Source organism: Streptomyces plumbidurans (genome assembly GCF_019857225.1).
GTDB lineage: Bacteria > Actinomycetota > Actinomycetes > Streptomycetales > Streptomycetaceae > Streptomyces > Streptomyces plumbidurans.
Genome location: NZ_JAFJSY010000035.1, coordinates 113,330 through 123,518, shown reverse-complemented (window position 1 = coordinate 123,518; position 10,189 = coordinate 113,330). Strand labels below are relative to the sequence as shown.

Genomic DNA, 10,189 nt, shown 5'->3' with positions numbered 1-10,189 from the left:
ACGACCATGTGGTGCGGGAACCCGATGCGCAGCACGGTAGCGGCCGCCGCCGCGGAGAGGACCACGAGGCGGCCAGGGCGAAAGTGATTGAACGAATGCGGCGCGGGCGTCGTCGTTCGTCCTACGCGGGCCGGGCGTCCTCGGTTGATTCTCGCTGGTGCAGCGGGTTCGTGTGTCGTACTACGACCATGTGGTGCGGGAACTCGATCCGCAGCACGGCGGCGGCCCCGGCCGCAGCGAGGACCACGAGGGCGGCCAACAGCAGGGCCTGGTGGTAGCCGTGGTGCAGGAGAGGGGTGACCAGGAGGGGCCGAGGATCTGGCCGACTGAGTAGCCTGCCGTCAGTAGTGCGACCGAGCGGGGGAAGCGCAGGTGGGCGCCGGTGGCCAGGGCGAGGGTGCTGACTCCTAGGAAGGTCGCGCCGAACAGGATCGCCGAGACGAGGGCGGCTGCCGTGGCGTCGGTCAGGGCGGGGAGGGCGATGCCGGCCGACTGGATCAGCAGCGCGCTCAGGAGTAGGCCGGGGCGGGAGAAGCGGTGTCCGAGGCGGGCCCACAGCGCCGAGGAGGGTACGGCTGCCAGCCCTACGAGTACCCAGGCGCCGCTGCCGACCCAGCCGGGGGAGCCCTGTCCGACGGCCGCGACCAGGAAGGTGCCGGCGACGATGTAGCCGACGCCCTCCAGGGTGTAGCTGACGAAGAGCGCGCCGAACCAGCGGTGGGTGCGGGGGCCGGGGCTGCCGCCACGCCTCGCGGCGGTGGGCGCCCCCTCCGGACGTAGATTCCACGCGCCGCAGGCCAGCAGTGCCGCGAGTGCGGCCGACGCCCACCAGGGCGCCCGCCAGTCGGCGACGGACCGCAGGGCCAGGACCAGCAGGCCGGACAGGGCGATCCCGGCGCGCACCCCGCCGAACGCCCACCCGGACAGATGCGGCGGATGCTCCCGCAGATGGTGCAGGAGCGAGCCCGCCGCGACGACGAAGACCAGCGCGCTCGTCACCCCGGCCAGCAGCCGCAGCACACCCCACACCGCAGTGCTGTGGGTCAGCGGCATCGCGGCCGGCGTGGCCGTCAGCAGAAGCAGGGAGCCGCGCAGGACGGTCCGGGACCGGATCAGCGCGGGGCCCGTACGGTCCGTATCTCCGACGGCGCGATCACCGGTCCCGCCTTCTTCGACCACGTCCGCCGCTGCACGCGTCCCGTCGTCAACTCGCCCAAGGGACAGACCAGTCCGCTCCCGCCCGACCTGGTCCGCCGGGAGATCGTGGCGCCGAAGGTGTACTGGACCTGGTCCCTGGTGTGGCGCGAGAACGAGGAGCGCGCCGGGGTCCTCGCCGTCGTGGACGTCATGTGCGACGGGGTGGGCGACCTCGGGCTGCGGGAAGGGGACGTGTGGCTCCCGTCCGGCGACCCGCACGCGCTCCCGCGCTGATCCGCCGCCTCACTCACGTGCCTTGGGCAGTTCCACGGTGATGCGCAGCCCGCCGTTCGGGCGTGGGGTGAGCGTGAGGGTTCCGTCGTGCGCCTCGGTGATGGTCTTGACGATGGCCAGGCCGAGGCCGACGCCCGCGTGGTCGGTGTGGATGCGCTCGGTGCCGCGCCGGAAGGGTTCGGTGAGGGTCGCGACCAGGTCCGGTGGGAGCCGCTCGCCGGTGTTCTCGACGGTGAGGACGACGGACTTGGGGCCCGGGGCGGTGTGGATCCGGACGGAGCCCTGTTCCGGGACGTTGTGGACGATCGCGTTGTGCACGAGGTTCGTGGCGAGCTGCAGCAAGAGCGCGGGTGATCCGCTCGTGGGGGCGATGTCGCCGCTGGTGTCCAGCGTGACGCCGTGCTTCTCCGCGAGCGGATGGAGCGTCTCGGCCGCCTCCTCCGCGACGAGGGAGAGGTCGACACGTTCCCGGGTGAAGGACCGCCGGTTGGCGCGGCTGAGCAGGAGCAGGGCCTCGGTGAGGTCGATGGCCCGGGTGTTGACGGTGTGCAGCCGGTCGACGAGTTCGCCGGCGTCATGGTTCGGATCGGCGCGGGCGACGTCGATGAGCGTCTTCGAGATCGCCAGCGGCGTACGCAGCTCGTGCGAGGCGTTGGCGGCGAACCGCTGCTGTTCCGCCACGTGCGCTTCGAGCTGCGCGAGCATCGTGTCGAAGGCGTCGGCGAGTTCGCGGAACTCGTCCCTGCGGCCCGGCAGTCGGATGCGGTGGGACAGGGACCCTGCCGCGGCCGTACGCGTGGCGTGGGTGATCCGGTCCAGGGGCGCGAGCATGCGCCCGGCGAGGATCCAGCCCCCCAGCAGGCCGAACACCAGCAGGAACACCACGACCGCGGCCGCCGTCGGGGCGAAGCTCTGCACGAAGAGGGTGCCCGGAGTCACCCTCACCGCCCCCGACTCATTGGTCTCCAACCACCCCTGCCGCAGCATGAACACGCCCACGGCGACGAGCAGCAGAGCACCCGCGAGCATGAGGAACCCGGCGTAGCTGAGGGTGAGCTTGAGGCGGACGCTCAGCCCGGGCTGCCTATCCACGGTCCTGTCCTTCAACCCGGACTGCCTATCCACGGTCCCGCCCCTCGTGCCCGCCGCCCGGCCCGGCGTCGATGCGGTAGCCGACGCCCGGCACGGTCGCGATGACCCAGGGTTCGCCCAGCCGCTTGCGCAGGGCCGAGACCGTGATGCGTACGGCGTTGGTGAACGGATCGGCGTTGGCGTCCCACGCGCGTTCCAGCAGTTCCTCGGCGCTGACGACTCCGCCCTCGGCGGCGACCAGGACCTCCAGCACCGCGAACTGCTTCCTGGTCAACGCGACATAGCGGCCGTCGCGGTGGACCTCGCGGCGGAACGGGTCGAGGCGCAGGCCCGCGATCTCCCGCACCGGAGGCCTGCTGTGCCCGCGTCTGCGGTCCAGTGCACGGAGCCTGAGCACGAGTTCCTGGAGCTCGAAGGGCTTGGTGAGATAGTCGTCGGCGCCCAGTTCGAACCCGGAGGCCTTGTCGTCGAGCCGGTCGGCCGCGGTGAGCATGAGGATCGGCATACCGCTGCCGGAGGCGACGATGCGTTTGGCGATCTCGTCACCGGAGGGTCCGGGGATGTCGCGGTCGAGGACGGCGATGTCGTAGGAGTTGATGTCCAGCATTTCCAGCGCGGTGTCGCCGTCCCCCGCGATGTCGGCGGCGATCGCCTCCAGACGCAGGCCGTCCCGGATGGCTTCGGCGAGATACGGCTCGTCCTCGACAATCAGCACACGCATACTCCCCAGGCTACGAGCCCGCGCATTTGGTCGGCGTATCGAATTTTGCATACGCCCCGGCAACACCGCCGCGCCTTGACTGGTGACGCGACGGCGTGACCGCACGCATCCGTGCGCCCGCCACCCAGGACCCGAGGATGCAGCATTGACCAGCACTTTTCATACGGACGCCACCGCCGCCGACGGGCTTGAGGAGGGAGCCGCGAGCCGACCCTCAGGCTCATCCGCAGGCCGATCCGCAGGCCGACCGGCAGCCCGGCCCGCGGTCCTCCGCCGGGCGATCCGTGCCCTCCGCCGGCCGGGGCCCTGGAGACGCGGACCGGTGCTCACGGTGCTGGCGCTGCTGCTGGGCCTGCTCATGGGGCTGCACGCATGGATCCCGAACCGGACCGGAAACCTCGGCAGCCTGGTGGAGACCCTGCTGCCGTGGTTCGGCCTGTTCGTGCCGGTGCTGCTGGCCGGGGCGCTGTGGCGCCGCTCCGCCTCCGCGGTGGTCGCGCTGCTGCTGCCGGTCGTGGTGTGGCTGAACCTGTTCGGCGGGCTGCTCGGCGACCGCTCCCACCCCGGCGGAGACCTCACCGTGGTCAGCCAGAACGTCGACGCCGGCAACCCCGACCCGGCCGGTACAGCCCGCGACCTGGCCGCCCGCGGCGCGGACCTGCTGGCCCTGGAGGAGATCACCCCGCAGGCGTTGGGCACGTACGAGAAGGCACTGGCGAAGGCGTACCCGTACCACGCGGTGCAGGGCACGGTCGGGCTGTGGAGCAGGCTGCCGCTGTCGGACACCCGGCCGGTCTACGACGGCATGAACTACGGGCCGCTGGCGGCCACGAGGCCGGCCGAGGCGACACTGTCCTCGGCCCGCGCCATGCGCACGACGGTGGCCACGAAGCAGGGTCCGCTGGCGGTGTACGTGGCCCACCTCGGATCGGTACGGGTGACTCCCCGGACGGGCTTCTTGACGGCCCAGCGGAACAGGGGAGTGCAGGCGCTCGCCGAGGCCGTCGCCGCCGAGAAGAACGAGCGGGTGATGCTGCTCGGCGACCTGAACGGCTCGCTGGACGACCGCGCCTTCGACGGCCTCACCTCGGAGCTGCGCTCGGCCCAGGACGAGGCCGGGGACGGGTTCGGCTTCAGCTGGCCGGCGGCGTTCCCGGTGGCGCGGATCGACCAGATCCTGGTGCGGGGGGTGCGGCCGCAGAGTGCGCAGGTGCTGCCGTCCACCGGCAGCGACCACCGGCCGGTGGCGGCCTCGGTCAGCTGGTGATCACCGACGCCGCGCGCTTCTGATCCGCGCTGCGAGCCCGAGCCTCACAACAGGGAGGAAACCGGCATCGCCCCCGCCGACGACGCCGGCGTCCTCACCGTCCGGGGCGACATCGCCGACCCGGCCACCGCCGAGCGCGTGATCACCGCCGCCGTCACCTCGCTGACCAAGGGCGGCCTGCAGTCCGCGACCAAGTCCCTCGCGATCGTCCTCGGCTACCTGGACGTCGAGTTCTCGTTCACCGACCGGCCCGCACTGAACGTCAAGCTCTCGGTGCTGGCCACCCGGGTGGGGGACGATTGGCGGATCAGCCACTACCAGGTCTCCCGCCTCGGCCAGACCGGTCTCGCGAGCGGCCCGGGGCGCAAGGCCAAGGAGGGTCCACCATGACCGACCTGCGCCTCGGCGTCCTCGGCTACGGACTGCGCGGTTCCCTCGCCCGGGTCGCCCACCGGCCCGGCGAGGGGGCCCGCGTCACCGTCGTCGCGGACCACGACCCGGTGTGCCGTACACAGGCCGCCGAGCAGATCGACGGGGTGCGGACGGTCGACGACCACCGCAAGGTGATCGAGGACCCGGACGTCGACGCCGTACTGATCCTCACCCCGGACCACACCCACGCCGACCTCGCCTGCGCGGCCCTGCGCGCGGGCCGGCCCGTCTTCGTCGAGAAGCCCCTCGCGATCACCGTCGAGGACTGCGACCGCATCCTGCGCGTCGCCCGCGAGAGCGGCACCCGCCTCTACGTCGGCCACAACATGCGGCACATGCCGGTGATCCGCAAGATGCGCGAACTCGTCGCCCGCGGGGACATCGGCACCGTCAAGACGGTGTGGGTGCGCCACTTCGTCGGCCACGGCGGCGACTTCTACTTCAAGGACTGGCACGCCGAACGCCGGTACACCACAAGCCTGTTGTTGCAGAAGGGCGCCCACGACCTGGACGTGCTGCACTGGCTGGCCGACGGCTACACGAGCCGGGTGCAGGCCTTCGGCGACCTCATGGTCTACGGCGACAACCCGCACCGCCGCGCGCCCGGCGAGCCGAAGAGCGCCGAGTGGTACACGGAGGACGGCCACTGGCCGCCGCACACCCAGCGCGCCCTGAACCCGGTGATCGACGTCGAGGACGTGTCGATGGTCAACATGCGCCTGGACAACGGGGTGTTGGCCGCATACCAGCAGTGCCACTTCACCCCCGACTACTGGCGCAACTACACCGTCATCGGCGACGCGGGCCGCCTGGAGAACTTCGGCGACATACCCGGGGGAGCGGTACGGGTGTGGAACGCCCGGCGCTCCGGCTACCGGGCCGAACCCGACGCCGAGTACCAGGTGTCCGAACCGGTGGACGACACCGAGCACGGCGGCGCGGACCCGCTGATCATCGACGAGTTCCTGCGCTTCGTACGGGACGGCGGGCGCACCGACACCTCACCGGTGGCCGCACGGATGGCGGTGGCGGCCGGATACGGGGCGACCGTGTCGCTGCGTGCGGGAGGAGCCGTGGCGGACGTACCGCCCCTGGACGCGGACCTGGCCGCCTACTTCGAGCGGGGGCAGGTGTGAAGCTCCAGCGGGGGCAGGTGTGAAGCGGATCTGGGGCGCGGCTTAAGAAATCCTCGATGGACCCGGGGTGGTGCGGTGCGGCAGATTGCTGGGTGATTCCACCCCCCACCCCCGGATGCGGGCTGTTTCGGCATGCCCGCATCCGGACCCTCAAGCACAGGAGCCGTAGCGTGAAGGCGCTGGTCAAGGAGAAGGCGGAGCCGGGGCTGTGGCTCACGGACGTCCCGGAGCCCGCGGTCGGCCACGGCGACGTACTGATCAAGGTGCTGCGCACCGGCATCTGCGGCACCGACCTGCACATCCGGGCCTGGGACGGCTGGGCGCAGCAGACGATCAACGCCCCGCTGGTGGTCGGGCACGAGTTCGTCGGCGAGGTCGTGGAGACCGGCCGGGACGTCACGGACATCGCCGTCGGCGACCGGGTCAGCGGTGAGGGCCACCTCGTGTGCGGCAAGTGCCGCAACTGCCTCGCCGGGCGGCGCCACTTGTGCCGTTCCACGATCGGCCTCGGTGTCGGCCGGGACGGCGCCTTCGCGGAGTACGTCGCCCTGCCCGCGTCCAACGTGTGGGTGCACCGCGTGCCCGTGGATCTCGACGTGGCCGCGATCTTCGACCCGTTCGGCAACGCGGTGCACACCGCGCTGTCCTTCCCGCTGGTCGGCGAGGACGTGCTGATCACCGGCGCCGGGCCCATCGGCCTGATGGCCGCCGCCGTGGCCCGGCACGCGGGCGCCCGCCATGTCGTCGTCACCGACGTCAGCGAGGAGCGCCTGGAGCTGGCCCGCAAGATCGGCGTGAGCCTCGCCCTGAATGTGTCCCATGCCGAAATCGCCGACGGACAGCGGGAGTTGGGGCTGCGCGAGGGCTTCGACATCGGCCTGGAGATGTCCGGCCGCCCCGAGGCCATGCGCGACATGATCGCCAACATGACGCACGGCGGCCGTATCGCCATGCTCGGCCTGCCCGCCGCCGAGTTCCCGGTCGACTGGGCCCGGATCGTCACCTCGATGCTCACCATCAAGGGCATCTACGGCCGTGAGATGTTCGAGACCTGGTACGCCATGTCGGTGCTGCTGGAAGGCGGCCTCGACCTGTCGCCCGTGATCACCGGCCGTTACGGGTACGGCGACTTCGAGGCGGCGTTCGCCGACGCGGCGAGCGGCCGCGGCGGCAAGGTCATCCTCGACTGGACTGCGTAACTTCGGCTGGACTGCGTAACTTCCTCACAGCTTCAGGAGCTTCAGACATGTTCGACTCCGTGCGCGACGACCTGCGCGCCACCCTCGACGAGATCCGGGCCGCCGGTCTGCACAAGCCCGAGCGCGTGATCGGCACCCCGCAGTCCGCGACCGTGAACGTCACCGCGGGCGGCCGCCCCGGCGAGGTCCTCAACTTCTGCGCCAACAACTACCTCGGCCTCGCCGACCACCCCGAGGTCGTCGCTGCCGCGCACGAGGCACTGGACCGCTGGGGCTACGGCATGGCCTCGGTCCGCTTCATCTGCGGCACCCAGGAGGTGCACAAGGAGCTGGAGGCGCGCCTCTCCGCGTTCCTCGGCCAGGAGGACACGATCCTCTACTCCTCCTGCTTCGACGCCAACGGCGGCGTCTTCGAGACGCTGCTCGGCCCCGAGGACGCGGTCATCTCCGACGCCCTGAACCACGCGTCGATCATCGACGGCATCCGCCTGTCCAAGGCCCGCCGCTTCCGCTACGCCAACCGCGATCTGGCCGACCTGGAACAGCAGTTGAAGGACGCGTCGGGTGCCCGGCGCCGTTTGATCGTCACCGACGGCGTGTTCTCCATGGACGGATACGTCGCCCCCCTCGCCGAGATCTGCGACCTCGCCGACCGCTACGACGCCATGGTCATGGTCGACGACTCGCACGCCGTCGGCTTCGTCGGCCCCGGCGGGCGCGGCACCCCCGAGCTGTACGGCGTCATGGACCGCGTCGACATCATCACCGGCACTCTCGGCAAGGCCCTCGGCGGCGCCTCCGGCGGATACGTCGCCGCCCGCGCCGAGATCGTCGCCCTGCTCCGCCAGCGCTCGCGCCCGTACCTCTTCTCCAACACCCTCGCCCCGGTGATCGCCGCGGCCTCCCTGAAGGTCCTCGACCTCCTGGAATCGGCTGACGATCTGCGCGTCCGCCTGCGCGAGAACACCGCACTGTTCCGCCGCCGCATGGTGGAGGAGGGCTTCGAGATCCTGCCCGGCGACCACGCCATCGCACCCGTCATGATCGGCGACGCGACGGTCGCGGGCCGCATGGCGGAGCTGCTTCTGGAGCGCGGCGTCTACGTCATCGGCTTCTCCTACCCGGTGGTGCCGCAGGGCCAGGCGCGTATCCGCGTACAGCTGTCGGCCGCGCACTCGACGGAGGACGTGAACCGGGCAGTGGAGGCGTTCGTGGCGGCGCGGGCTGAGCTGCAGGGCTGAGCCCGAGGGCACTGCCGTAAGAGGGGGGAGGAGGCCGAGCCGGTACTCAGGTTCTCGCCCGGCTTGCGATAATCGATCCCATGATCGAAGCGCGGCGGCTGCACATCCTCCGGGCGGTGGCCGACCACCGTACGGTGACGGCGGCTGCCGCCGCGCTGTATCTCACGCCGTCCGCCGTCTCTCAGCAGCTCACGGCGCTGGAGCAGGAGACGGGTCACCGGCTGGTGGAGCGCAGCGCCAAGGGCGTGCGGCTGACCCAGGCCGGGGAGATCCTGCTCGGCCACACCAACGCGGTCCTCGCCCAGCTGGAGCGGGCGGAGGCGGAACTCGCGGCCTACGGCTCGGGCGCCGCCGGCACCGTCACCGTCGCGTCCTTCGCGACCGGCATCGCGCAGGTGGTCGCTCCCGCCGTGGCCCGGCTGGCCGACTTGGCGCCCGGCATCCGCATCCGCGTCCAGGACGCCGAGGGCGACGCCAGCCTGCCGATGGTCCTGGATCGCCAGGTGGATGTCGCGGTGGCGGTGGAGTACCGGGGTGCGCCGCCGGCCGACGACCCGCGGCTGACCCACGTGTCCCTGTACGCGGAGCCCTTCGACGCCGTCGTCCCGGTCACCCACCGCCTCGCCGACACCGCCGAGGTCCCCCTCGCCGAGCTCGCCAGGGACCCGTGGATCGGTCCCTACCCCGGCAACCCCTGCCACGAGGTGGTCGTCCTCGCCTGCGAGAGCGCCGGATTCCAGCCCCGCCTCGAACACTCCTCCGACGACTTCCGCGCCGTGGTGGCCCTGGCCTCCGCGGGCGCGGGCGTCGCACTCGTACCGCGCTCGGCACTGCGCGGCACGGACCTCACCGGCGTGGTCGTACGTCCCGTCGACGGGGTGGCACCCACGCGCCGGGTCTTCGCGGCAGTACGGCGCGGAGCCGAGGAACATCCGCTGATCCGCCCGGTGCTGCAGGCGCTGGGGGAGGCGGCGCAGGCGTAGCGGACCCCGCCTCGGCCCCCGCTCCTGCCCCCTGCCCCTGCCCCGCCTCCGAATATTGCCTCTGATGCCGTCCCTGATTCGGGATATCATCCCGAATATGAAACAAAACGTCGTCGACACCGCCGGGCCGGACCCGGTAGACGCCCGCCTGGGCACCCGCCTGGCCGAGCTGCGGGCCGAACGGGGCTGGTCCTTGGGCGAGTTGGCGGAACGCAGCGGAATCAGCCGCTCGACCCTCTCCCGCGCCGAGCGCGCGGAGATCAGCCCCACCGCCTCGCTCCTGAACCGGCTGTGCGGGGTGTACGGGCGCACCATGTCCCAGCTGCTCAGCGAGGTGGAGCCGGAACCGGCCCAGCTGGTGCGGGCCGCCGAGCAGCAGATGTGGCGGGACAGCGCCTCCGGTTTCGTACGACGGTCCGTTTCACCGCCGCACCCCGGGCTGCGCGGCGAACTCGTCGAGGGCCGGCTCACCGCGGGCGCCGACATCGCCTACGACCGGCCGCCCGTGCCCGGCCTGGAACAGCACATCTGGGTACTGGAAGGAGCGCTCGACGTGACCGCGCAGGACGTGGAGCATCACCTCGGCACCGGGGACTGCCTGCGGCTTCGGGTATGGGGTCCTACGCGGTTCCGGTGCGCGGGGCCAGAGGACGTGCGGTACGTGCTGGCGGTGGTGCTGCCGTGAGC

General features: G+C 71.6%; 9 protein-coding genes and 3 pseudogenes. 9 read left to right on the top strand and 3 right to left on the bottom strand.

Translation table 11 applies throughout. From position 1 onward, the window contains the following. Positions 1–121: 121 nt before the first annotated feature. Positions 122–1,122 (bottom strand): annotated as a pseudogene (locus JYK17_RS23210) (YbfB/YjiJ family MFS transporter); the annotation flags it as partial. Between JYK17_RS23210 and JYK17_RS23205 the strand changes: the two are divergent. Then, positions 1,120–1,431 (top strand): annotated as a pseudogene (locus JYK17_RS23205) (LysR family transcriptional regulator); the annotation flags it as partial. The pseudogenes JYK17_RS23210 and JYK17_RS23205 sit on opposite strands and share 3 nt — an antisense overlap. Positions 1,432–1,440: 9 nt before the next feature. Here the strand turns inward: JYK17_RS23205 and JYK17_RS23200 are convergent. Further along, positions 1,441–2,523, bottom strand: coding sequence for a sensor histidine kinase (locus JYK17_RS23200; protein WP_108012101.1), 1,083 nt, complete (start codon positions 2,521–2,523; stop codon positions 1,441–1,443). Positions 2,524–2,548: 25 nt separating this feature from the next. Further along, positions 2,549–3,244, bottom strand: a complete 696-nt coding sequence (locus tag JYK17_RS23195) for a response regulator transcription factor (RefSeq protein WP_222811117.1) — start codon at positions 3,242–3,244, stop codon at positions 2,549–2,551. A 280-nt stretch (positions 3,245–3,524) separates the two neighbouring features. On the opposite strand from JYK17_RS23195, the gene JYK17_RS23190 reads away from it, so the two are divergent. The 8 genes and pseudogenes from JYK17_RS23190 (at position 3,525) to JYK17_RS23155 (ending at position 10,187) form a co-directional block, all read left to right on the top strand. Further along, positions 3,525–4,511 carry an endonuclease/exonuclease/phosphatase family protein gene (locus JYK17_RS23190; protein ID WP_234548520.1) on the top strand — a complete coding sequence of 329 codons (987 nt, stop codon included), beginning with the start codon at positions 3,525–3,527 and terminating at the stop codon, positions 4,509–4,511. Positions 4,512–4,577: 66 nt separating this feature from the next. Further along, positions 4,578–4,667: pseudogene (locus JYK17_RS41025) on the top strand (3-oxoacyl-ACP reductase); the annotation flags it as partial. Continuing rightward, positions 4,650–4,901, top strand: coding sequence for a hypothetical protein (locus JYK17_RS23180; RefSeq protein ID WP_308011699.1), 252 nt, complete (start codon positions 4,650–4,652; stop codon positions 4,899–4,901). The pseudogene JYK17_RS41025 and the gene JYK17_RS23180, both read left to right, overlap by 18 nt. Beyond that, the gene (locus JYK17_RS23175; protein WP_222811116.1) at positions 4,898–6,079 is read left to right on the top strand and encodes a Gfo/Idh/MocA family protein; all 1,182 of its coding nucleotides are present in this window, start codon (positions 4,898–4,900) and stop codon (positions 6,077–6,079) included. Before JYK17_RS23180 ends, JYK17_RS23175 begins: the two co-directional genes overlap by 4 nt. A 170-nt stretch (positions 6,080–6,249) precedes the next feature. Continuing rightward, complete coding sequence (gene tdh, locus JYK17_RS23170; protein ID WP_108012105.1) at positions 6,250–7,278, top strand: L-threonine 3-dehydrogenase; 1,029 nt, start codon at positions 6,250–6,252, stop codon at positions 7,276–7,278. A 47-nt stretch (positions 7,279–7,325) separates the two neighbouring features. Next, the gene (locus tag JYK17_RS23165) at positions 7,326–8,519 is read left to right on the top strand and encodes a glycine C-acetyltransferase (protein ID WP_128801334.1); all 1,194 of its coding nucleotides are present in this window, start codon (positions 7,326–7,328) and stop codon (positions 8,517–8,519) included. 80 nt (positions 8,520–8,599) lie between these two features. After that, entirely contained in the window at positions 8,600–9,502 is a 903-nt protein-coding gene (locus tag JYK17_RS23160) for a LysR family transcriptional regulator (RefSeq protein ID WP_128801333.1), read from the top strand. A 97-nt stretch (positions 9,503–9,599) separates the two neighbouring features. Further along, entirely contained in the window at positions 9,600–10,187 is a 588-nt protein-coding gene (locus JYK17_RS23155) for a helix-turn-helix domain-containing protein (RefSeq protein ID WP_108012108.1), read from the top strand. Positions 10,188–10,189 lie beyond the last annotated feature (2 nt).

Bases quoted from the DNA above. Each gene is read 5' to 3' on its own strand.
- JYK17_RS23195 (WP_222811117.1), bottom strand. From the start codon at position 3,244: ATGCGTGTGCTGATTGTCGAGGACGAGCCGTATCTCGCCGAAGCCATC.
- JYK17_RS23175 (WP_222811116.1), top strand. From the start codon at position 4,898: ATGACCGACCTGCGCCTCGGCGTCCTCGGCTACGGACTGCGCGGTTCC.
- JYK17_RS23165 (WP_128801334.1), top strand. From the start codon at position 7,326: ATGTTCGACTCCGTGCGCGACGACCTGCGCGCCACCCTCGACGAGATC.
- JYK17_RS23160 (WP_128801333.1), top strand. From the start codon at position 8,600: ATGATCGAAGCGCGGCGGCTGCACATCCTCCGGGCGGTGGCCGACCAC.
- JYK17_RS23155 (WP_108012108.1), top strand. From the start codon at position 9,600: ATGAAACAAAACGTCGTCGACACCGCCGGGCCGGACCCGGTAGACGCC.